Genomic DNA, 21,866 nt, shown 5'->3' with positions numbered 1-21,866 from the left:
GTGGCATTGGGTCCGGGACCTGGGCCCGATGCGTGTGAGGTTGGCGCTTCTAGGGTCAAGGCATGGCTTTCAACACCGCTGAAGAGACGTACTTGGCCGGTCATCGACGCGGACGGCTGGCGACGGTCGCGGCCGATGGCACCCCTCAGAACAAACCCGTCGGCTTTCACCACAACACCGAACTCGGCACAATCGACATCCACGGCTTCGGGATGGAATCCTCGGCGAAGTTCCGCAACATCAGGCCCCGCCCCGACGTGTCCTTCGTGGTCGACGACGTGGTGGGCGAAGGACCATCCGGGATGCGTTTCCTCGAAATTCGGGGTTGGGCGGAAGCGGTGTCACCGGGCGAGCACGTTCGCGCCGGCTTCATCCGCATCCACCCGCGCCGGATCGTGGCCTTCAACGTCCACCCCGGCCGGCCAGGCCTCTACGGTCGCGACATCGCACGTGAGGAGGCCGGTCAATGATCGCGCGTTCCCAGTCGCCCGGCAGCGAGGCCGAGGAGACGGTTGAGAGCGCCGTGGTCCTGGGTCCGGGCGGTCCGGTCGGTACGGCATGGCTGGCCGGACTGGCGGCCGGACTGCGCCGCGAAGGGGTGGACCTGGGCGCGGCCGATCTGATCGTCGGTACGTCGGCGGGCGCGATCGTGGGGGCCGTCCTGGCCTGCGGGGGCGACCTCGACCGACTGACCACGCTGCCCGCCCCCGAGAACGACATACGAATCGATCAGGACAAACTCCCGCAGGTGTTCGCGGCTTCGGCGACACCGGTCTCGACCGGGCCGAAACCTTCCGCCGGATCGGCCGCCTCGCCGTCACCGCCTCCACCGGTACCGAGGAGACCGCCATCGCCCGAATGCGATTCCTGATCGGCGGGCTGGAATGGCCGGACCGGCCGCTACTGATCCCCTCGGTGGACGCCGAAACCGGTGAGCCGGTGATCTGGGACCGGTACGGCGCCGCATCACTCCCGGAGGCGATGGCCGCCAGCACCGCCTTCCCCGCCACCGCTCCCCCGATCACCATCAAAGGCCGCCGCTACATCGACGGCGCTCTCCGCGCCGGACTCAACATCGACCTGGCGGGCAACGCGCACGTGCTGATCGTCGCCGAGCCGATGGCCCACATGTTCCCCTCAAACACTGCCCCGGCAGCCAAACAGATGATCATCAAATTGACCCCGAACCCCGAAGCGATCGAGGCGTTCGGCCCGGACGTCACCAACCGAACCGCATGGGCACCCGCCTACCAAGCCGGTCTCAAGCAGGCTCCCGACGCCGCCAAACGCATCAGAGCAAGCTCCGCGATGAGGTGATGGGGATCCATCCGGACGCAGGGCGGATAGTGCCCACGTGTCCGGGGAGGCGGTTAGGAGCTGTTCGAGGTTCAAATCATGTTGTTGAGGTGAGGAGCTTCAGCCACGAGCCCCGGAGGTGGAGTCCGGCCTCGTAGCTTTCCGGGGCCTTGTCGTAGCGGGTGGCTAATCCGCGCCATGTCTTGATCTTCTGGAAACAGCGTTCGACGGTATTGCGCTGCTGGTAGCGCTCCGGATCGAAGCCGATGGGGCCGCCCGCCGACTGAACCCTCCTCTTCCGGTTGGCCCGCTGATCGGTCTTCTCCGGATGACCGCCGTGATCTGGCGGCGGCGCAGGTAGGCACGGTGGCCTTGGAGGAGTAGGCCTTGTCGCCGGCCACCGCGGCAGGGGCGGGTCCGAGGCCCGGCCTACCCGGCCGGGGACGCGGATCTTGTCCAGGACGGTGATGAACCGCGGGCAGCCGGCGGCCTGCCCGGGGGTGAGCACGAAGGCCGGCGGCAGCCCGGCGGCGGCGACCGAAAACCCGGTGGTGGGCGTTCTCCGCCGATGCATATGCTCCCGGTCGTGAGCGGAATCATGAGCCTGCGCTGGGAGTCGCTGCGGTCCGAAGACGTGGGCGCCTGGGCCGCTTTGGTGGATGCGGCGGAGATCGTGGACAAGACCGGCGAACGCTACGATGCCGGCGATCTCGCCGAGCAGCTCGGCGATTCGCTGGTCGACGTCGAAGGCGGCACTCGCGCGGTGTGGGACGGCGACGTGCTGGTCGCCGTGGGCCTGCTGCGATGTGGGCCCAGCGGCGATCCGTCGCACCGCATGTTCTTCGAGGGCGTGGCACATCCGGCGTACCGGCGGCGCGGCGTCGGTCGTGAGCTGACCCGATGGGCGCTGCAGACCGCGCCGCGGCTGAGCGAGGCGCGCTATCCGGGGCGGCCCGTGGAGCTGCACGTCGACGTCAGCGAACGCAATCCCGGCAAGGCGGCTCTGTTCGAGCACGAGGGGTACACGCCGCAGCGCTGGTTCTTCGTCATGCGACGTGACCTGGCGGACGATGTCCCGGACGTGGCGATCCCCGAGGGAATCCGCGTCACCGGCTTCGATTTCGCGTACGACGCCGAGGCGCGCGATGTGCGCAACGAATCCTTCGCCGACAACTGGGGCAGCGCCCGGCAAACCGAGGAGTCGTGGCGGCAGGGGTACACCGGGACGCGCTCGTTCCGTCCCGACCTGTCCTTCCTGGCCATCGCCGACGCGCAGGTCGCGGCCATCCTGCTCACGCATTACTTCGAGGCCGACACCGTCGCGACGGGCCACCGGGAGGCATGGATCTCCACGATCGGCACACTGCGGGCCTGGCGCAAGCGCGGCGTGGCCGGCGCCCTGATGCGCGCGACTCTGACGGAGGCCAAGACCCAGGGCTTCAGCCGGGTCATGCTCGTCGTCGACACCGACAACCCCACCGGCGCGCTCAGCCTCTACCGAGCTGCCGGCTTCGTAGAGGAGCACAAGCACAGCAGATATGTGCGCGAGTTCTAGTAGGACTCACATTGATGTGGGGCAGCGTCCACTCCATCGGGCCGGGAGACTCCGCCAGGCTGCTCGCCATAATCCGGTGCCGTTAACGCGGGTTTATAGCCCTCATCCAACCGGCACCAAAGAGGCGCGACCCACCGGCGAACAACTGACCCAGCCGAAGATGTGGCCCCAGCACCGACACCAAAGGGTCGCAGCCCACCGGCGAGCTGTTGGCCCAGGCCATAGTGCGGCCCCACCACACGGCACCAAAGAAGCGCGACCACCGGCGAACAGCTGACCCAGCCGTGGATATAGCCCCAGCACACCGACACCAAAGAGGCGTGGCCCACCGGCGAGCTGTTGGCCCAGGCCGTTGATGTGGCCACATCGCACTGGTGCCAAAAAGGCGCGGTCCGTTCTGTTGGTAGGGGTTTAAGCCAGGTGGTGTTCGATGGAGTTCACTTTTGTGGTGATTCTGTTGGGCTCGCTGGGGCGGATGTCGGCTTTGAGGACCAGGCTGACGCGTGGGGAGCGGGCCTCGACGGCTGCTACCGCGGCGTGGACGACGGTCATGGCCTCGTTCCAGGTGGGGGCCTCGATGGTGGTGAACATGGCGTCGGTGTGGTTGGGCAGGCCGGAGGCGCGGACCACGCGGACGGCTTCGGCGACGAGTTCGCCGACGTTCTCACCGGTGCCGATCGGAGTGACGCTGAAGGCGATCAGGACGGACATGGGGCCCCCTCGATGGTGTGTTGATCCAGTTCTATCGTGACATGGGCGGCAACTTCCTTCTGGTAAGTTACCTACTATGAGTGCGGTTGATCCTGAGCGGCACTGCCCGGCCTTCCAGATCACCGTGGAGCTGGCCGGGCGGCGCTGGAACGGCGCGATCCTGCTGGCGGCCGAGCGTGGTGCCACCCGGTACAGCGAGTTCCTGGCGGCGGTGCCGGGGATCTCGGAGCGGCTGCTGGCGCAGCGGCTTCGGGAGCTGGACGCCGAGGGGCTGGTGGAGCGGGTGGTCGTGCCGAGTACGCCGGTGCAGATCACGTACACACTGACGGGCAAGGGCGCGGAGCTGGTGGACGCGCTGCGGCCGTTGATCGCATGGGGTGAACGGTGGATCGGGGAAGGGACGCGGGCTGATGGGTGATTTCGGGCATGAGCTGTGGTTCGGGGCCGGGCTGGTGCCCAAGGCGGCCGACGCCGAGCGGTTGGTCCGGCAGGCGGTGACGGCGGAGGAGCTGGGGCTCGACATTCTGGGTGTGCAGGATCATCCATACCAGCCGGCGTTTCTGGACGCCTGGATGTTGCTGCCGGTGCTGGCGGCGCGGACCACGCGGATCCGGCTGTTCCCGGATGTGATCAATCTTCCGTTGCGGCCGCCCGCGGTGCTGGCCCGGGGGGCCGCCTCGCTGGACATTCTCAGTGGCGGGCGGGTCGAGATCGGGTTGGGGGCGGGGGCGTTCGCGAACGGGGTCCATGCGATGGGCGGGCCCGCGCGTTCGCCCGGCGAGGCGATGGACGCGGTGGCGGAGGCGATCGGCGTGCTGCGGGCGTTGTGGACGCCGGGTGAGCCGGTGGTGTTCGGCGGCGCGCACTACCGGCTGGACGGTGCGCGGCCGGGACCGTTCCCGCCGCACGCGATCGGGGTGTGGCTGGGGGCGTACAAGCGGCGGATGCTGGAGCTGAGCGGGCGGCTGGCCGACGGGTGGGTGCCTTCGTCGGGGTACGCGGCGCCGGAGGAGCTGGCCGGGATGACGAAGATCGTGGACATCGCCGCCGAGGACGCCGGGCGGGATCCGGGGGACGTGCGGCGGGTCTACAACGTGTCGGGACGGTTCTCGTCGATGTCGTCGGCGGGGTTCCTGGACGGTACGCCCGCGCAGTGGGCCGAGCAGCTGGCCGAGCTGACCCTGAGCCACGGCTTCAGCGTCTTCGTCCTGTCGGCCGGTGACGAGCACACGCTGCGGACGTTCGCGGGCGAGGTCGCGCCGGCTGTCCGGGAGCTCGTCGACCGGGAACGTCCGGGGCCGGAGACACCGGCACCTCCGGGCGCGGCGCGAATCCACGGGTCGGACGAGGCCAGCCGACCGACAACCCACGAGCTGGACGAAGCCGCCCGGCCGACGACCCACGGGTCCGACCAGGCGAGCCGACCGACGACCAACGAGCTGGACGAGACCGCCCGGCCGACCTACAGGTCGGGCAAGGCCGCTCGGCCGGCGATTCGCGGGCTGGACGAGGCCAGTCGGCCGCGGTTGCCGAAGCGGGATATGGGCGCGCTCAGCGCGCGGCAGCGGGCGAACGGGCGGCGGCTGGTTCAGATTCACGATCATCTGCGGCACGAGTTGACCCAGATCAGGGACGCGCTGGAGCAGGTCGCGGACGGGCGGAGTGAGGCCGCCGCGCTGCGGTCGCTGATCAATGAGATGACCATGCGGCAGAACTACTGGACGCTGGGCAGCTTCTGCGCGTCCTACTGCCGGATCCTGACCGCGCACCACAGCATCGAGGACGCGCACATGTTTCCGGCGCTGGCGACGGCCGACGCGTCGCTGGTCCCCGTCGTCGAGCGCCTGGAGCAGGAGCACGAGGTCGTGGCCGACATCCTGACCGGCCTGGACGCGGCGCTGGTGGCGATGATCGAGGACCCCGCCGGGCTGAACGCGGTCCGCGACCAGGTCGACCTGCTGTCGGAGGTCCTGCTCTCGCATCTCGCCTACGAGGAGGAGGAACTGGTCGAGCCGCTCGCCCGGCTGGGTCTCGATATCTAGGGTCAGGCGTCCTCCACCGCCGAGATGCGGTAGCGGGCCACCTCCGCGCCCCGGATCTCGGCGAGCTGCCCAGGGTCGGGCCCGTCGCCCCGGAACTTCTCCAGCGCCTCGTCCGAGTCCCACCGCTCGAACACGTTGATCCGGCCGGGTTCGAGCGCGTCGGCGGCCATCGCGAAGTCCAGGCACCCGGGCGTGCGCCTGGCCTCCTCGACGAGGAGCTGGCACCCGGCCAGATACGCCTCCCGCGCGCCCGGATCGACGTAGAGCTTCCCGGCGACGATGATCATGCCTCTCCCCCAGTCCGTGAACCGCTGACGCCCGTCACCCTAGGAGCTGCCACTGACAGTTTCCCTGGCGCGCCAGCCGTACGCGGCCGTGGCCAGGGCGGCGAGCATGATCGCGGCCGCGGTCAGGAAGACGGCGTCCACGCCCGCCACGACGGCGGCCGGCGCGCCGGACGGGAGGCTGGCGGAGCTCACCCGGTCCAGGATGAGGCCGAAGACGGCGGAGCCGAGGGAGATGCCCAGCGTCTGGACGAACCGGATCGAGGTGATGGCCACGCCGAGCCGGTCGACCGGGACCGAGTTCTGGACGAGCATGATGAGGATGCCGAGCGACTGGCCGAAGCCCGCGCCGAGCAGGGCCAGGTCGAGATCGAGGATCCACAGCGGGGTGTCCAGGCGCAGCAGCCCGAGCAGGAGCATGGCCAGCGCGGACATGGCGAGCCCGGCCAGCAGGAAGGTGCGCGGCGGCGCGCCCCGGCCGATGGCCCGGCCGGAGACCAGGCCGGACAGGGCCATGCCGGCCGCCATCGGGATCAGGTAGAGGCCGGAGTCGGCTGCGGCCACGCCCCGGGCGGCGCGCAGGTAGATGATCGCGAACAGTACCGAGCCGATCATCGCGAAGCCGGTCAGGAACTGCACGGGCACGGCCATCCGCATCACCCGGTCGCGGAACAGGTCGAGCGGCACGATCGGTTCTGGCGCGGTGAGCTCGCGCCGGGCGAAGGCCGCCACCAGCACGAGCGTGACCGCGCCGAGGGTGAGGATGGTGGGGGATGTCCAGGCGTGCTCGTCGCCGCCCCATTCGGTGGCCAGCAGCAGGCCGGTGGCCGCCGCCGCGAAGATGGCCGCGCCCGGGTAGTCGATGCGGTGCCGGAGGCCGCCGTCGGACAGGCGCAGCCCGGCGGCGGTGAGCAGGACCAGCAGCCCGAGCGGCAGGTTGCCGAGGAAGATCCAGCGCCAGCCGAGGTGCTCCGCCAGCAGCCCGCCCAGCAGCGGTCCCGCCACCATCCCGAGCCCGGCCAGCACGCCGCCCGCGCCCGCCGAGCCGGCCCGCTGCTGAGGGGGGACCAGATGCGCGAATACCACCAGGGTGACGCTCATCAGGCCGCCGCCGCCCAGGCCCTGGACCGCGCGGGCCGCGATCAGCCAGGTCATGTCGGCGGCTGCCCCGCACAGCAGGGAGCCGGCCACGAAAAGGCCGACCGCGCCCATGTAGACGATCTTCGCGCCGTACACGTCGCAGAGTTTCCCGTACAGCGGGAGGGCGGCCGTGGCGGCCAGCGCGTACGCGGTGACCAGCCACGGCAGGCGTTCGAGGCCGTGCGCGGGGTCGAGGTCGGTCACGATCGACCAGGCCGCGGTGGTCACGATGTTCTGGTCGAGGATGGCCAGCACCAGCGTCAGCAGGCACCCGGCCATGGCGAGTTTCTTCCGCGTCTCCGTCACGAGAACAAGACTGAGTCCAAATTTGTACTGAGTCAATATTTAGACCGGTTGATAGTCTCGGTCCCATGGGCCTCCGCGAACAGAAGAAGCTCCTGACCAGGCGCGCCATCCACGAGACCGCGCTGGCGCTGTTCCTGGAGCGGGGTTTCGACGCCGTCTCCGTCGCCGAGGTCGCCGCCGCCGCCCAGGTCTCCAAGATGACGGTCTTCAATTACTTCCCGACCAAGGAGGACCTCGTGCTCGCCCCCATGGAGGAGCAGCTGAACAGCGACGCCGCCGAGATCCTGGGCGGCCGCCGCCCCGGCGAGCCGGTCGTGGCCGCCTTCCGCCGCGCCTTCCTGGAGCGGCTGGAGCGCCGCAGCGCCGACACGGGGCTCGACGACCGTCCGGCGGTCCAGGAGCTGATGTACCTGATCAGGCGGACCCCGTCGCTGATGGCCCGGCTGTACATGATCCAGGTCTTCGCCGAGGAACGCCTGGCGCGCCTGATGGAGGCCGAGTCCCCCGGCGACCCGCGGGCCGGCATCGCGGCCGGCCAGCTGACCGCGCTGTGGCGCCGCCTTCAGGTCACTAACACCCGCAGGCTCGTCGACGGCGAACCGGCGGACGAGATCTACCCCGACGCGGTCACCACGGCGAACGCCGGCTTCGACCTCCTGGAGAGCGGTTTCGGCGCCTACCTGACGCGTGCCGCACCCTGACGGCTTATCCTGTACGGCTGACGCGAACGCACAGAGGAGCCATCGATGCGGGTCACACTTCGGCCGGTCCGAGTGATGGATCTTGACGTCTTCGACCGGGAACGCACCACACCGGAGGGCACCGGCGAGTTCCAGTGGTTCGGCCACCGGACCTCGCACAGCCTGCGCCGCGAGTTCGCCGAGAACGGCCTGCTCGGGCACGACTCCGGCCGCCTCACCATCGACGCCGACGGCCAGCCGGGCGGCTGGGTGACCTGGTGGATGAACTCCTGGGGCCCGGACGCGACCTCCTGGTGCTGGACCATCGGCATCTGCGTGTTCGCCGACTTCCGCGGCAAGGGCGCGGGGTCGGAGGCGCAGCGGCAGCTGGTCGCCTACCTGTTCGCGCACACCAGGGCCGAGCGGGTGCAGTCCTTCACCGACGCGGGCAACTTCGCCGAGCAGCGCGCCCTGGAGAAGGCGGGCTTCACCAGGGAGGGCACCCTGCGCCACGCCCAGTGGCGGGACGGCCGCTGGCACGATCAGGTGCTGTTCTCCGCGATCCGCCCTTGATCGGGGCAGGATGGGCAGATGACCTCAGAACCCATCTATCACGGCACTGGACCGGGACCCATCACCCCTGACGGCTGCGCCGTCGACTACTACGCGACGCTCCAGCCGCGCGGCGAACCCGAGCTGATCCACGGCGCGGTCCCCGCCGGGGCGCGGATCCTGGAGCTCGGCGCGGGCACCGGGCGGGTGACGCACGGCCTGCTCGCGCTCGGCCACGAGGTGGTCGCGGTGGACGAGTCGCCGGAGATGCTCGGCCACGTCAAGGGGGCCAGGACGGTGGCGTCCTCGATCCAGGACCTGGCCCTGCCGGAGGTCTTCGACGTGGTGCTGCTGATGTCGTACGTGATCGAGACCGCCGACGACGACCTGCGCGCGGCGTTCCTGCGCGGCTGCCGCCGCCACGTCGCGCAGGACGGCTGCGTGATCCTGCAGCGGCAGCCGCCGGAGTGGTACGACACGGTCGAGCCGTTCGAACGCGACGCCGGCGACGGCCACACCGTCGCGATGACCGACCTCCAGCGCCCGGGGCCCGGCCTGCTCGGCGCCACCATGCGGTACACGGTGGGCGAGCGCACCTGGACGCACTACTTCCTCAGCAAGCGCCTGGACGACGACTTCCTGGAGGCGTCGCTGAACGCGGCCGGGCTGAGCATCGCCGGTTTCCTCACTCCGGATCGGGGCTGGGTCCGCGCGGTCCCCGCCTGACGGCCACCGCGAGCAGCAGGTACGGCACCGCCGCCAGCGTGAACAGCAGCCAGGGTGCGGCCCACACCGAGCCCAGGGCGTACCCGGCGAAGGCGAGCACGGCGAAGACCTCCGCGCCCAGGCCGGACATGGAGGTGACGGTGGCGCGGGAGCGGTCGGCGAGGCCGTCCTGCAGGGCGGCCTCCATCGCGGCGATGGCCCATTCGACGATGCCGTAGGCGGCGGCCAGCACGAACCCGAGCGGGGTGCGCCAGGCCGCGCCGGCCGCGAGCAGGACGGCGGCGGCGGCCAGGCCGGGGGCGGTCCAGCGGACGCCCCGGCCGGCCAGCCGCCCGCGGCGGAGGCGGCGAACAGCGTCAGCATGAGCCAGGGCACCGTGGCCGCGCCGACGCCGGTGCCGGCGGCGAGCAGCGGAAGATATTCGTCGAGGGAGGCTGCGCCCATGATGACCGCCAGCAGGAGCAGGCTGCGCCGCAGGCCGGGCGAGGCGCGCACCTCGGCCAGGCCGGAGCGCAGGACGGCGGCGTAAGTCTCCCGCTCCTCGGGCCGGGCGCGGGATTCCGGCAGGGTCAGGGCCAGGGTGGCGGCGGCCAGGCAGACGGCCACGCTGGCGGCGCCGACGACCGGGTAGCCGCCGGCGGCCAGCACGAGAGCGGCGAGCGCGACGGCGGCCAGCATGGCCGTCATGCTGACGGCGCCCTCGCGGCCGATGACCTTCGGGAGAGAACACGTCCGCCCACACTCCGGACGGGATCTCCAGCGCGAACGCGGTCACCGACCAGATGACGAAGAGCGAGGAGATCTGCGCGGGCGACAGTCCGGCGTCGGTGAACAGCACCGCGTACACCGGATAGAGCAGGACGAAGTCCGCGAGGAACGCGTAGGCGTAGAGCCTTCGCGTGAACCGTGCCTCAGGTGAGGATCAATGTCGCCAGGTCATGCCGTCACCCTAGCGCGGCCCCGGCAGCCGCCGGAAGGCGAAGGGCGCGCTCTCCCGGCCGGGGATCACGAACCAGCACTCCCCGGTCCCTTCGCTTGCCAGCAGCTGGAAGAAGGTGTCGGCGACCTCGGACACGGGCAGGATCGGGAAGCCCAGTTCGGCCAGGAGGGCCCGGTTGTCGCCCAGGATCGCGGTGTCGGCGAAGGACGGGCAGAGCGCCTGCACCCGGATCCCGGCCGGGGCGAGCTGCCCGGCCAGTGACCGGACCAGGCCGATCACGGCGTGTTTGCTGGCCGAGTAGACCGGGTCGGACTCCACTCCGATCATGCCCGCCATGCTGGCGGTGGCCACGATCGTGCCGCCGGAGGCGGTGAGCGCGGGCAGCGCGGCGTGCACGCCGAACACGACCCCGTCCAGGTTGACGCCCATCGCGCGCCGGTAGGCGGCCAGGTCGAAGTCCTCCCCCAGCCCGCAGCCCGTGGTCACGCCCGCGTTCAGGAAGGCCAGGTCGAGACCGCCGTAGGCGGACACGGCGGCGGCCACGGCGGCCTCGTTGTCGGCCAGGACCGATACGTCGCAGCGCACGTACACCGCGCCGAGTTCGGCGGCGAGCGCCGATCCTGCCGCCTCGTTCACGTCGGCGAGCACGAGTTGCGCGCCGTCGGCGGCGAGCCGCCACGCCACGGCCGCGCCGATCCCGTTGGCGCCCCCGGTGATGAGCGCGATCACAATGGCAGTCCCCCGGTCGCGGCGTTCGTCGAACCCGAGTCACGATACGCGGCGATCACCCGCTCGGCGATCCGCATCTGGTGGATCTCGTCAGCTCCGTCGGCGAACCGCGCCCAGCGCGCGTGCTGGAACATGTTGGCCAGCGGGATGTCCGTGGAGTAGCCGAGCGCGCCGTGCACCTGGATGGACCGGTCGATGATCCGGTTCAGGCTGTTGGCCACGAAGTGTTTGGCCATCGACACCTCGGTCCGGAAATCCTCGCCCTTGTCGATCTTCGAGGCGGCGTGCAGGACCATCAGCTTGCACTGGTAGAGCTCCATCGCCGAGTCGGCGATCAGCCACTGCACGCCCTGCTTGTCGGCCAGCAGCGAGCCGTGGCTGTAGCGGTTGAGCGCGCGGTCCACCATCATGTCGAGCGCGGTCTCGGCCTGCGAGATCCAGCGCATGCAGTGCGCCAGCCGGGCCGGGCCGAGGCGGTACTGCCCGAGCCGGTGCCCGTTGCCGCGCCCGCCCAGGATCCGGTCAGCCGGCACCCGCAGGTCGGTGATGACGATCTCGCTGTGCCCGGTCGAGCCGTGCATGGTCTCGACCTCGCGCACGTCGTGCCAGCCGTCCTGGGGCAGGTCGATCAGGAACGCGGTGTTGCCGCCCCGGGAGCCCTCGGGCACGTCGGGCTCGGTCTTGGCGATGAGGATGGCGAAACTGGCCCGGCGCGCGTTGGAGATGAACCATTTGTGGCCGTTGATCAGCCACTCGTCCCCATCCTGTACGGCATGCGTCCGGATCAGCGTCGGATCCGACCCCGCCACCTCCGGCTCGGTCATCGCGAAGCACGACATCTGGCTGCCCTCAAGCAGCGGCCGGAGATACCTCTCCTTCTGCTCGTCGGTCCCCCAGTGCAGCAGCGTGTGCATGTTGCCCTCGTCGGGGGCCGCGCAGTTGAGCACCCACGGCCCGAGCCGGGTCTTGGCCGCCTCCGACTGGACCATGGCCAGTTCCACGTGGCCGAGCCCCATGCCGCCCCACTCGCGCGGCATGTGCGGCAGCCACAGCCCCTGCTCCTTCGCCTCCCGGCGCAGGGCGAAGATGACGCGCAGGTACTCCTCGCGCGGCAGGCCGTCGGGGACGGCCGGGATGACGGTCTCCTGGATGAAGGCCCGGACCCGGCGGCGGATCTCCTCGTGTTCCGGGGCGAGGGTGAAGTCGATCGCCATGGTCAGCTCACATCCTGGCCCGGAGCCAGGCCAGCTGCTCGCGTTCGTGGAAGGGGCCGCCGCCCTCGTGGTCGTTGAACGGGTACTCGACGATGCTCTTGTCGGTTCCGGCGTAGGCGTTGTAGGCCGCGTACACGGTGGAGGGCGGGCAGATCTGGTCCATCAGGCCCACCGAGAACAGGGTGGGGGCGGTGGCCCGGCGGGAGAAGGACACGCCGTCGAAGTAGGACAGGGTCCGCCGTACGGGGGCGACCTTGTCGCGGTGCACAGTCAGGTATCGCGCTATTTCGGGATAAGGGTCTTGGCTGGTGATTTCGATGGCGCGCTGGAAGTGGCACAGGAACGGGACGTCGGGCATGGCGGCGGCCACGTCGGGGACCAGTCCGGCCACGGCGAGCGTGATGCCGCCGCCCTGGCTGCCGCCGGTGACGGCCAACCGGGCCGGGTCGACCAGCGGGTGGGAGCGGGCGGCCTCCACGGCGCGGACCGCGTCGGCGAACACCCGCCGGTAGTAGTAGGTGTGCGGGTCCTCGATGCCGCGGGTCATGAAACCGGGGTGGGCGGGGGCGGAGCCGGCCGGGTCGGGGGTGTGCCCCACCGACCAGCCGCTGCCCTGGCCGCGGGTGTCCATGAACAGGTGGGCGTACCCGGCGGAGGCCCAGTAGAGCCACTGGTGGGGCAGGCCGCGCCCGCCGCCGTACCCCTGGTACTGGACGACGCACGGGAGCGGGCCCGGCCGGCCGGCCGGGACCAGGAACCAGCCGCGGACCGGGTCGCCGGCCCAGCCCGCGAACGTCACGTCGTAGACCTCGACCAGCTCCAGGCCGGTGTCTACGGGCTCGAACGTGGCCTCCAGCTTGTGCGCCCGGGTCTCGGACAGGGTGTCCGCCCAGAAGGCGGAGAAATCCCCCGGTTCCTCGACGGCGGGGGTGTATTCGCGTAGTTCGGTAACCGGAAGATCAAAGAGCGGCATTATCGCATCCTTTCAGCCGCTCCCCGGGAAAGGTCAATGGTCAGCCGCCCAACGCCGCCGACACCACCGACCTGGCCTCCTCCTGAACCCGCGCCAGGTGCTCCGGGCCTTGGAATGATTCAGCGTAGATCTTGTAGACGTCCTCGGTGCCGGACGGGCGGGCGGCGAACCAGGCGGACTCGGTGACCACCTTCAGGCCGCCCAGCGCGGCGCCGTTGCCGGGGGCGGCGGTGAGCACCTCGACGATCGGCTCGCCGGCGAGCGTGTCGGCGGTCACCTGGCCGGCCGAGAGCGCGGCCAGCACGGCCTTCTGCTCGCGGGTGGCGGGGGCGTCCACCCGGGCGTAGGCGGGGTCGCCGTACCGGGTGGTCAGGCCGCGGTAGATGACGCTCGGGGTGGCGCCGGTGACGGCGGTGATCTCGGCCGCCAGCAGGGCCAGGATCAGGCCGTCCTTGTCGGTGGTCCAGACCGAGCCGTCGCGGCGCAGGAACGACGCGCCCGCGCTCTCCTCGCCGCCGAACCCGATCGAGCCGTCCAGCAGGCCGGGCACGAACCATTTGAAGCCGACGGGCACCTCGTCCAGGCGGCGGCCGAGGCCCGCGGCGACCCGGTCGATCATGCTGCTGCTGACCATGGTCTTGCCGATGCCGGTCCCGGCGCTCCAGCCGGGGCGGTTGGTGTAGAGGTAGGAGATGGCGACGGCCAGGTAGTGGTTGGGGTTCATCAGGCCGGCGTCGGGGGTGACGATGCCGTGCCGGTCGGAGTCGGCGTCGTTGCCGGTGGACAGGTCGTAGGCGTCCCGGTTGGCGATCAGGGACGCCATCGCGTACGGCGAGGAGCAGTCCATCCGGATCTTGCCGTCCCAGTCCAGGGTCATGAACCGCCAGGCCGGGTCGACCAGCGGGTTGACCACGGTGAGGTCGAGGCGGTGCCGGTCGGCGATCTCCCCCCAGTAGGCCACGCTCGCGCCGCCCAGCGGGTCGGCGCCGATCCGGACCCCGGCGTTCCTGATCGCGTCCAGGTCCAGGACCGAGCCGAGATCGTCCACGTACGCGGCCAGGAAGTCGTACCGCCCGGTGGTGTCGGCGCGCAGCGCCCGCTCGTACGGGATCCGATCGACCTCCTTCAGCCCGCCCGCGATCAGGACGTTGGCCCGGTCCTGGATCCACGAGGTGGCGTCGGACCCGGCCGGGCCGCCGTTCGGCGGGTTGTACTTGAAGCCGCCGTCCACCGGCGGGTTGTGCGACGGGGTCACCACGACGCCGTCGGCCAGCCCGGTGGTCCGCCCCCGGTTGTGGGCGAGGATGGCGTGCGACACGGCGGGCGTGGGCGTGTAGCCGCCCCGGCTGTCGATCAGCACCCGGACGCCGTTGGCGGCGAACACCTCCAGCGCCGACACGGTCGCCGGCTCGGACAGCGCGTGCGTGTCCGCGCCCAGGTACAGCGGCCCGTCCACGCCCTGCGCGGCCCGGTGCTCGCAGATCGCCTGGCTGGTGGCGAGGATGTGATCCTCGTTGAAGGCCGTGTTGAGCGAGGACCCCCGGTGCCCGGAGGTGCCGAAGGCGACCCGCTGCCCCGGCTGCCCGGGATCGGGGTGGAGCGCGTAGTACGCCGTGACGAGCCGGGCGATGTCGGCGAGGTCGGAGGGCTGGGCCTGCTGCCCCGCTCGCTCATGAACCATGGCTGCTCACACTCCTGCGAATACTGGTCAGACCGGACACATCGCCAAGTGTGCCAAACATATGATCACCTCTTCGCTACTGGTCCGGCTCCTTCACTTCCGTCACATTTAGGAATAGTGGGGTAAACCAATTACTATGGGGAACCGTCAATCTGACTGAACTCTTCGAGCGCCGCCCCACCAGGCTCCCCTTCAGATCGGCGAGGCAATGTCAGAGCAACACCACCAGGGACACGCCGGGCCCGTACCCGCATCGCGCCGGGACGTCCCGAAGAGTCTTTACCTCCTGCTGAGCATCTTGACCGCGTTCGTGGTCGGTCTCGCCGTGGTCGTCGCCCTCCTGCTGATGAGCTCGGCGAAGACATCCAGGGCGGACAGCGCGGCCGGGCCGTCGATCCGCACGGAGACCGCCTAGATCGGATAGTGGATTTCAGTGGATCTTTTCGCTCCCGGGTACGGTTCGCCGTCCGGGAAGTCACCCGGGGACTCACCTGAGCGGCTGCTCGCCCAGGCCATCGCCGCCACCCGGGCCAGTGACGCGGGCACCGCCGTCGACCTGCTCCAGCGCGCCTCCTGGCTGGCCCCGCACGGCTCGCCGCTGCTGGTCCGCTGCCTGGCCTGGACCCGCCTGGCGCGGATCGGCCGCTACGCGCAGTGGCCGGACGGCTGCGGCGCGCTGACCCCGGAGATGGAGGCCCGCGAGCCCTGGCTGGAGACCGCGCAGCTGGACGAGGATCGGCTGGCCCGCGCCTACCAGGCGGCGGCCCAGGCGAACGCCGCGGATCTCGGCCTGGACCTGGACGCCGGGGTGATCGTCAAGGTCATGGCGGATCTGCCGCGCTCGCAGTACACGCTGCGGTCGGCGGTGACGGCCGGCAGCACCTCGGCCGACCTGGACGAGCTGCTGGCCTTCGTCACCGGCAAGCTGCCCGAGGTGCGGGCCGCGCTGGCGGACGAGCCCGGCCTGAACCCGGTGACCGCGCTGGTCTGCCGGGCCATGGCGACCCTGTGCCGCGAGGCAGGCAAGGACGAGCGGGCGGCGGAGCTGCTGGCCGAGGCGGCCGAGCGGTGCCGGTCGGATCCGCACGCATTCGTGCTGGCCGAGCTGATGCGCGGCGACTGGGCGGCGGCGATCCGCACCTCCCCGCTGCTGCTGGACCACTGGCCGGTGCTCAGCCTGAGCGCCTACACCGACCACGCGGACGCCCCGGTGCTGCCGGGCCGCCGGATCCGCCCCGACCTGGCCGAGCAGGCGTACGCCACCGCCGAGCGCGCGCTCGGCTTCGCGTCAGAACGGGACGTGGTCGCGCAGCGGCTGCGGGCCGCGCTGAAGCTGCGCCGCGCCTACCTGGCCCGGCTGGCCGGGGACGGCGAGGCGGTGCTGGCGCTGGCGTCCGAGGCGGCGGAGCTGGCCAGGGAAGCCGGTGACCAGGGATTGCGCTGGACCGCGTGGACCCACCGGGCGCTGGCCGCGATCGCGGTCGGCGCGCCGCTGGACCCGGCCGACGTGCACGACCTGGCCAAGTGGGCGCACGGGCCCGGCAGCCTGAGCCTGGCCGAGGGGCTGGGGGCGCTCTGCTCGCAGGAGGGCCACCACGCCGCCCGCGCCGGGCACTACGAGCGGGCGGCCGGGTGCCACCGGCTGGCCAGGGAGATCCACGGCGCGCTCGGGTACGCGGGCAACGAGGCCCAGTCGGTCACCGACCTGGGCATGCTGCGCCTGTGGATCGGCGACCGGGCCGGGGCCCAGGTGACGCTGGCCGAGGCGGCGACCCTGTTCGAGGCCGACATCCGCCGCCGCCCGGCGCTGGCGCTGCGGGAGAGCATCCGGCTGGTCGGCATCCTCATCCTGCATCTGCGCCTGCTGGACACGCCGGGCGGCGACCCCGGCGCGGTGCTGCGCACCGCCGACCGGATCAGGTCGGCCATGGCGGGGCTGCCGCCGCTGAGCGACGACGCGGCGCTGATCGCGATGGACGAGGTGGACGACGGCCCCCGGCAGGCCATGGCGGGCGTCGAGGACAGCCTCTCCCCCAACCTGGACGAGCTGCTCGGCGCGTGGGTGCTGACCAGGACCGCCGAGGACGCGCTGGAGGGCGCCGCCGTGCACGTGCCGACGCTGCGCGCGGTGGCGGCGCTGGCGCGGGGCGACGCGCGGGAGGCGGGCGAGCAGTTCGCCGCCGCGATGCTCGCCGCCGACGCCGCCGGCCCCGAGCAGCGCGACCTGCACCGGGCGTACGTGCTGGGCTGGCGGCGGGAGTGGAGCCGGGCGGCGGCCGCCTACCGGGTCCACCGGAGCCGGGGCGGCACCGGCTCCCGGGTGCTGGACACGATCGGGGCGGCCCCTGACCCGGCCGCGACGCGCACCCGGGCCGACGAGCACGAGCTGGCCGCCGTGCACTTCACCCGGTTCCGCGCCCACGACGACGCCGAGATCGAGCTGCGGGCGCTGCGCGGCCTGCTGGGCGAGGACTGGTGGCGGCGCTCGCTGGAACCGTGGACGGCGCTGGAGGTGGAGGCGGAGACCGCGCGCGGCCTGGCCGCCGCCGCCCGCGCGGCCGGCCGGGGGCCTGGGGTGGGCTTCGGCCGGGCGGTGGGGTTCTACCGGGAGGCGCTGCGCGCGATCGAGCTGGTCCGCGGCGGCGTCAGGGACGACTCGGCGCGCCGGTCGCTGGCCGACGCGCACGTGGTGTCCCGGATCAGGTTCGGCGCGGCGCGCTGCCTGCTGGAGGCCGGCGAGGCGGCCAGGGCCGAGGATTCGGCCAGGGCGGACGCGCTGGCCGAGGAGGCGTTCCTGGTCGGCGAGCAGTCCCGGGCCCGCGCGTTCCTGGACCTGCTGGAGTCGCGGCGGGCCACCGGCCGGGCGGAGATCCCGGCGCTGGCCGGCTGGCGGGCCGCCACCGCAGAGGTGGCGCTGCTGCAGCACCTGGCGGCGGCGCGGCTGGCCGCGGGGGAACCGCCGGACCCCCGGGTGGAGAAGCGGTTCGCGCAGGCGGAGGAGCGGCTGACCGGGCTCGAACGGGAGCTGGCCCGGGACCGTCCCGCCCTGTGGCGGGCGCTGGACGCGCGCGCGGAACCGCTGGGGGCGCCCGCCGCCGCGCGGCTGCTGCCGCGGGACACCTTGCTGGTCAGCTACCTGCTGCGGGACGAGCGGCTGCTGGTGTGGGCGATCGGCCCCGCCGGGCTGCTGGTGTCGCGGGCGCTGGACGTGCGCGGCGTCGACGGCCTGGTCCGGGCGGTGCGCAACGCCTGCGCCAACGGCGGCGACCCGGCCGGCCCGGCCGCGGAGCTGGCGGCCGTCCTGCTCGCGCCGGTGCACGACGCCCTGGCGGCCCACCGGAACGTGCTGCTGGTCCCGTCGGGAGCGTTGCACTCGCTGCCGTTCGGCGTGCTGCCGTGGCGCGGCGCGCCGCTGGCCGCCCAGCGCACCCTGTCCGTCCTGCCGGGCGCGGGCGCGCTGGCGTTCCTGCGCCCGATCCGGCCGGAGACCTTCGCCGACGGGCGGCTGCTCGCGGTGGGCGACCCCGCCTGCATGCGCTACCCCGACGCGGCCGGGGAGCCGGGACGGCACGCGCGGCGGCTGCCTGCCAGCGGGCTGGAGGCCAGCCTGATCGCCCGGCGTTTCCCCGGCGAGGCGGAGGCGCTGCTCGGGCGCGAGGCCACCAGGGACGCGGTGCTTGCGGCGGCGGCCGACGCGTCCGTCGTGCACCTGGCCACCCATGCCCGGCTGGACGAGGCCAGCCCGCTGTCGTCGGCGGTGCTGTTCTCCGACGGGGAGTCGCTGAGCGTCGCCGAGCTGGCGGGGGTGACGCTCCGGGCGGATCTGGTGGTTTTGAGCGCGTGCCGTACCGGGCAGGGCGGGGTTTCGCCGGGCGACGACGTGCAGGGGCTGCTCAGCGGGGTGCTGGCGGCGGGGGCGGGGGCGGCGGTGGTCACGCTGTGGCCGGTGCACGACCTGCCGACGGCGCTGTTCATGACCGACTTCCACCGGCGGCTGCGGACGGCCGGTTCGGTGCCGGAGGCGCTCCGGCGCACCCAGGAGGTGTTCCGGCGGCGCGGCCCGGCGCAGCATCGGCGGGCGGTGGTCCGGCTGCTCGCCGAGACCGCCGGGACGGAGGACGCCCGGCTCGCCGAGGCCCGCGCGGCGGTGGCCGCCAAGGATCCGGAGCACTGGAACCTGGTCGACCTGATGGGCCATCCGCGCACCTGGGCCGCGTTCGTCGCGGTGGCCGTGCCGGAAGGGTGATGCCGATCCCAGAACTGGGCATCCTTCTGGCGTGTCCCCCCTTCCCAGTCACGAAGGGCTGGTCGGCGACCTCCGGGCCCTGCGTGAGCGCGGCCTGCTGCGCCTGCGCGACGCGGACCTGCCCGCCATCCGGCTGGCCGCCGGGATCCGCCATCCCGGCCTGGACGCCGTCGGGGCCGCGGAACGGCTGCTGAGCGACGCGGTGGAGCGGCTCGGCGGGGGCAAACTGGGTGAGGCGGCGGCGTACACGTTCGGTCTGGTCCCCGGCACCCGGGACTGGGCCGCCTCGGACCGCAGGCGGCGGGCGGCGCAGGTGTATCCGGTGAGCGTGGAGCGGTTCCGCAAGCACCAGGAGCGGCTGGTGCTGGCCCAGGTGGCCGAGCAGATCCTGGCGCTCTGCGGCGACGCCGGGCCGGCCGCGCCCGCGGCGCGCACGATCGACCGGGCCAGGATCCCGGTCGCCGCGGGCTCGGGCTGGGTGACCGTGCAGGTGCAGCCGATCGAGCTGGTCACCGGGGTGGACATCCTGGTGTCGCCGGAGAACGTGTACCTGGAGATGTCCAAGCCGTTCATGCCCTCGGTGTCGGCGGCGGTGCGCAGGACCGGGGCCATCCTCGGCCCGTCCGGCGAGGTGGAGGACGACGTCATCCAGCGCGAGCTGCACGAATGGCTGGCCGTGTACGGCAGGACCGGCCTGCCGGTGGCCACCGGGACGGTCGCGGCGACCGGTCCGGGCGGCCTGGCCGTGAACGGCGCCCGCCGGATCTACCACGCCGCCATCGCGGTCCCGCGGACCGGCAGCAACGAGTACGACGTGACGCCCCCGGCGATCGCCCTCGCCGTCCGGAACGTGTTCCGGCTGGCGCGAACCGAGCGGGACGCCTTCGCGCCGCCGCTCGGCTCGATCTGCTTCCCCCTGATCGGGACCGGCCGGGGTTCACTGCCGCTGCGTACCGGCCTGCACTGGCTGTGGACCACGATCGTGGAGGAGCTGGCCCGTCACTCCGGCTGGGAGGTGCACCTCACCGTGCCCGTGCCGGAGGTCGCGGCGGAGGTGGTGCGGGCGCTGACGTCCGGGCGATAGCGGCCGCGATCCGGCCCATCACCTCGGCCGCGCGCGGCGCGGTCTCCAGCCCGGCCCGCCAGCGGGCGTGCAGGGGCGTCTCGGCCGGGGCGCAGAGCAGGGTGAGCGGCCCGGTGACGTAGGCGGCGGCGAGGGTCGGCAGCGGCGCGAGCTCGGGGGCGGAGAACCCCCGGGCCGCCGGGATCCGGCCGTCGAAGCCCGGCAGGCGGCCGATCCGCTCCAGCAGGCCCAGCCGGAGCCAGCCCGCCAGTTCCCGCTGGCCGTCCCCGGCCGCCGCCAGCAGGGCGGCCATCTCGACGGCCATCGCGTACGACTCCGCCGCCAGCAGCCCCGCGCCGAACTCCAGCTCCCCGTCCCGGGCGGCGAGCAGATCCAGATGGGCGCCCTCGTGGATGCCCAGCCAGACCCGCCGCTGTAACTCCGGCTTCTGGCGTCCCACCGCCACCAGCACGTTCTCCACGCCCTTCGCCGTGGGCAGCCGCATCCAGGTGCGCCACACCATGCCCGCGTACGCGTCGCCGCGCACGATCCGGTAGCGGCGGGCGGGCTCCGGCCGGTACCGCTCCCCCCAGCGGAGCTGACCCCTGGCGGAGTCGCGCCCCCGCGAGGTCCGGGCCTGCGCCCCCGTCGGGACGGCGGCGCAGAACTCGGCGACCAGCTCGCACAGCCGCCACACCTCCGCGCCGACCGGCGCGACCGGACCGGGATCGCCCTCGTCCGGGTACCAGGACGGCACCGGGCCGCCCAGCGCCCGCAGCGCCCGCAGCCGGACCGCGCCGGGGCCGCCGTGCCGGATCCCGGCCGCCCTGACCACCCGGTCCAGGCCGTCGAAGGCCCGCCCGAGCACCGCGCAGCCCAGCGCCACCTCGGCCCAGCCGCGCACGGTCCAGGCCGCCGCCTCCGCGCCGGTCGCGGGGACCAGGGTGGCGGCGACCGCCCGCGCCTCCGTCCAGGCGTGGACGGCGTCGCGGCTCAGCGCGCCCACAGCCGTACCCTCAGCACCAGCCTGGCGGGATCCTGGAACGCGGTCCTGGCGTGCAGGGTGCGCAGGTTGTCCAGGATGATCACGTCGCCGGGGCGGTGCCGTACCTGGTGGGCCTCGGCCCGGTCCAGGGCGGCCGTGAACGCGGCGGCGGGGCGGCGGCGGGCCCGGCCGGGCGGGCCCGCCAGGTTGTCGGAGCGCCAGCGGATGGTGCCCGCCGTGGTCGTCACCGTGGTGGGGGTGGGGGCGGGCGCGCCGGAGCGGAACACCTCCGGGACCTTCCAGGTCCAGGCCGGCTCGCGGAGTGCGGTGAGAGTGCCGGCGGGCAGGGATGACAGGGCGGCCGCCGCGCCCAGCACCCGGGTGTCGCCGCCGTCGTCGGCGGGCCGCACCACGAACAGGCAGACGTAGTCCTCCGGCTGCGCGTGGTACTGCGCGTCGGTGTGGAAGGCGGCGGGCCCGGTCCGCTCGGAGAAGGTGCCGTGGTCCCGGCCGGGACGCGGCCGGACCTCCCAGACGGCCTGGCCGCCGTCTCTGGTGGAGGGCCGCCCGAAGGCCGCGGCGATCCTCAGCACCTCGTCGTGGCCGGCCCCGAACCGCTGTCCCCGCAGCACCGTCCAGCCGTGCTTGGCCAGGTCCGCCCTGGCGCGCTCGATTCCATTCATGGTGAACCCCGTCTCGCGGAAAACCGATGCTTTCCAGGGAACCGCCAAGGGGGGCGCGCC

21 protein-coding genes and 1 pseudogene are annotated in these 21,866 nt (G+C 72.5%); 11 read left to right on the top strand and 11 right to left on the bottom strand.

Annotation, left to right across the window (positions count from 1 at the left end; all coding sequences use genetic code 11):
• Positions 1-62 precede the first annotated feature (62 nt).
• The 3 genes from Acor_RS23550 to Acor_RS23540 are packed head-to-tail and all read left to right on the top strand — an operon-like array spanning position 63 to position 1,317.
• A complete protein-coding gene (locus tag Acor_RS23550; protein ID WP_155338890.1) occupies positions 63-470 on the top strand; it encodes a PPOX class F420-dependent oxidoreductase in 408 nt (135 codons plus the stop codon).
• Positions 467-871, top strand: a complete 405-nt coding sequence (locus Acor_RS23545; protein ID WP_155338889.1) for a patatin-like phospholipase family protein — start codon at positions 467-469, stop codon at positions 869-871. The genes Acor_RS23550 and Acor_RS23545 overlap by 4 nt, the downstream gene beginning before the upstream one ends.
• A complete protein-coding gene (locus Acor_RS23540) occupies positions 859-1,317 on the top strand; it encodes a patatin-like phospholipase family protein (RefSeq protein ID WP_155338888.1) in 459 nt (152 codons plus the stop codon). The genes Acor_RS23545 and Acor_RS23540 overlap by 13 nt, the downstream gene beginning before the upstream one ends.
• Positions 1,318-1,393: 76 nt before the next feature.
• On the opposite strand, the pseudogene Acor_RS46370 reads toward Acor_RS23540, so the two are convergent.
• Positions 1,394-1,816: pseudogene (locus Acor_RS46370) on the bottom strand (transposase); the annotation flags it as partial.
• A gap of 66 nt (positions 1,817-1,882) precedes the next feature.
• Between Acor_RS46370 and Acor_RS23530 the strand changes: the two are divergent.
• The gene (locus Acor_RS23530) at positions 1,883-2,851 is read left to right on the top strand and encodes a GNAT family N-acetyltransferase (RefSeq protein ID WP_170317046.1); all 969 of its coding nucleotides are present in this window, start codon (positions 1,883-1,885) and stop codon (positions 2,849-2,851) included.
• Between the two features lie 411 nt (positions 2,852-3,262).
• Here the strand turns inward: Acor_RS23530 and Acor_RS23525 are convergent, their stop codons facing one another.
• Entirely contained in the window at positions 3,263-3,562 is a 300-nt protein-coding gene (locus tag Acor_RS23525) for a thiamine-binding protein (RefSeq protein ID WP_155338885.1), read from the bottom strand.
• A gap of 76 nt (positions 3,563-3,638) precedes the next feature.
• Between Acor_RS23525 and Acor_RS23520 the strand changes: the two genes are divergently transcribed.
• Both Acor_RS23520 and Acor_RS23515 read left to right on the top strand, forming a co-directional pair.
• A complete protein-coding gene (locus tag Acor_RS23520) occupies positions 3,639-3,980 on the top strand; it encodes a winged helix-turn-helix transcriptional regulator (protein ID WP_155338884.1) in 342 nt (113 codons plus the stop codon).
• Positions 3,973-5,604: an LLM class flavin-dependent oxidoreductase gene (locus Acor_RS23515; protein ID WP_155338883.1), complete on the top strand. Its 1,632-nt coding sequence runs from the start codon at positions 3,973-3,975 to the stop codon at positions 5,602-5,604. The genes Acor_RS23520 and Acor_RS23515 overlap by 8 nt, the downstream gene beginning before the upstream one ends.
• A 2-nt stretch (positions 5,605-5,606) precedes the next feature.
• Here the strand turns inward: Acor_RS23515 and Acor_RS23510 are convergent, their stop codons facing one another.
• Positions 5,607-5,891, bottom strand: a complete 285-nt coding sequence (locus tag Acor_RS23510; RefSeq protein ID WP_155338882.1) for a putative quinol monooxygenase — start codon at positions 5,889-5,891, stop codon at positions 5,607-5,609.
• Between the two features lie 39 nt (positions 5,892-5,930).
• Positions 5,931-7,334, bottom strand: a complete 1,404-nt coding sequence (locus tag Acor_RS23505) for an MFS transporter (RefSeq protein WP_155338881.1) — start codon at positions 7,332-7,334, stop codon at positions 5,931-5,933.
• A gap of 65 nt (positions 7,335-7,399) precedes the next feature.
• Between Acor_RS23505 and Acor_RS23500 the strand changes: the two genes are divergently transcribed.
• From Acor_RS23500 to Acor_RS23490, 3 genes are read left to right on the top strand one after another with little or no spacing between them, the layout of a single operon-like run.
• The gene (locus Acor_RS23500) at positions 7,400-8,035 is read left to right on the top strand and encodes a TetR/AcrR family transcriptional regulator (RefSeq protein WP_155338880.1); all 636 of its coding nucleotides are present in this window, start codon (positions 7,400-7,402) and stop codon (positions 8,033-8,035) included.
• Positions 8,036-8,080: 45 nt separating this feature from the next.
• Positions 8,081-8,587 carry a GNAT family N-acetyltransferase gene (locus Acor_RS23495; RefSeq protein ID WP_155338879.1) on the top strand — a complete coding sequence of 169 codons (507 nt, stop codon included), beginning with the start codon at positions 8,081-8,083 and terminating at the stop codon, positions 8,585-8,587.
• 18 nt (positions 8,588-8,605) lie between these two features.
• A complete protein-coding gene (locus tag Acor_RS23490) occupies positions 8,606-9,292 on the top strand; it encodes a class I SAM-dependent methyltransferase (RefSeq protein ID WP_155338878.1) in 687 nt (228 codons plus the stop codon).
• Here Acor_RS23490 and Acor_RS23485 read toward each other — a convergent pair.
• The 5 genes from Acor_RS23485 to pgm all read right to left on the bottom strand — a co-directional run bounded on the left by Acor_RS23485 (position 9,252) and on the right by pgm (position 14,829).
• The gene (locus Acor_RS23485) at positions 9,252-10,130 is read right to left on the bottom strand and encodes a hypothetical protein (RefSeq protein ID WP_246239025.1); all 879 of its coding nucleotides are present in this window, start codon (positions 10,128-10,130) and stop codon (positions 9,252-9,254) included. The two genes, Acor_RS23490 and Acor_RS23485, sit on opposite strands and share 41 nt — an antisense overlap.
• 111 nt (positions 10,131-10,241) lie before the next feature.
• Positions 10,242-10,961, bottom strand: coding sequence for an SDR family NAD(P)-dependent oxidoreductase (locus Acor_RS23480; protein WP_246239023.1), 720 nt, complete (start codon positions 10,959-10,961; stop codon positions 10,242-10,244).
• Positions 10,958-12,175, bottom strand: a complete 1,218-nt coding sequence (locus tag Acor_RS23475) for an acyl-CoA dehydrogenase family protein (RefSeq protein WP_155338876.1) — start codon at positions 12,173-12,175, stop codon at positions 10,958-10,960. Before Acor_RS23475 ends, Acor_RS23480 begins: the two co-directional genes overlap by 4 nt.
• A gap of 7 nt (positions 12,176-12,182) precedes the next feature.
• The gene (locus Acor_RS23470) at positions 12,183-13,148 is read right to left on the bottom strand and encodes an acetylxylan esterase (RefSeq protein WP_155338875.1); all 966 of its coding nucleotides are present in this window, start codon (positions 13,146-13,148) and stop codon (positions 12,183-12,185) included.
• A gap of 40 nt (positions 13,149-13,188) precedes the next feature.
• Entirely contained in the window at positions 13,189-14,829 is a 1,641-nt protein-coding gene (pgm, locus tag Acor_RS23465) for a phosphoglucomutase (alpha-D-glucose-1,6-bisphosphate-dependent) (protein WP_155338874.1), read from the bottom strand.
• Between the two features lie 433 nt (positions 14,830-15,262).
• On the opposite strand from pgm, the gene Acor_RS45535 reads away from it, so the two are divergent.
• Both Acor_RS45535 and Acor_RS23455 read left to right on the top strand, forming a co-directional pair.
• Positions 15,263-19,075 carry a CHAT domain-containing protein gene (locus Acor_RS45535; RefSeq protein ID WP_155338873.1) on the top strand — a complete coding sequence of 1,271 codons (3,813 nt, stop codon included), beginning with the start codon at positions 15,263-15,265 and terminating at the stop codon, positions 19,073-19,075.
• 31 nt (positions 19,076-19,106) lie between these two features.
• On the top strand, positions 19,107-20,159 hold the full coding sequence (locus Acor_RS23455) for a macro domain-containing protein (RefSeq protein WP_155338872.1): 1,053 nt from the start codon (positions 19,107-19,109) through the stop codon (positions 20,157-20,159).
• Here the strand turns inward: Acor_RS23455 and Acor_RS23450 are convergent.
• Positions 20,098-21,144, bottom strand: coding sequence for a hypothetical protein (locus Acor_RS23450; RefSeq protein ID WP_155338871.1), 1,047 nt, complete (start codon positions 21,142-21,144; stop codon positions 20,098-20,100). The genes Acor_RS23455 and Acor_RS23450 overlap by 62 nt on opposite strands.
• Complete coding sequence (locus Acor_RS23445) at positions 21,132-21,806, bottom strand: TauD/TfdA family dioxygenase (protein WP_155338870.1); 675 nt, start codon at positions 21,804-21,806, stop codon at positions 21,132-21,134. Before Acor_RS23445 ends, Acor_RS23450 begins: the two co-directional genes overlap by 13 nt.
• Positions 21,807-21,866 lie beyond the last annotated feature (60 nt).

Origin of the sequence: Acrocarpospora corrugata (assembly GCF_009687845.1) — a bacterium.
Classification (GTDB): domain Bacteria; phylum Actinomycetota; class Actinomycetes; order Streptosporangiales; family Streptosporangiaceae; genus Acrocarpospora; species Acrocarpospora corrugata.
Note: the sequence above shows the minus strand (reverse complement) of the source record. Positions and strands in the feature narration are given on the sequence as shown.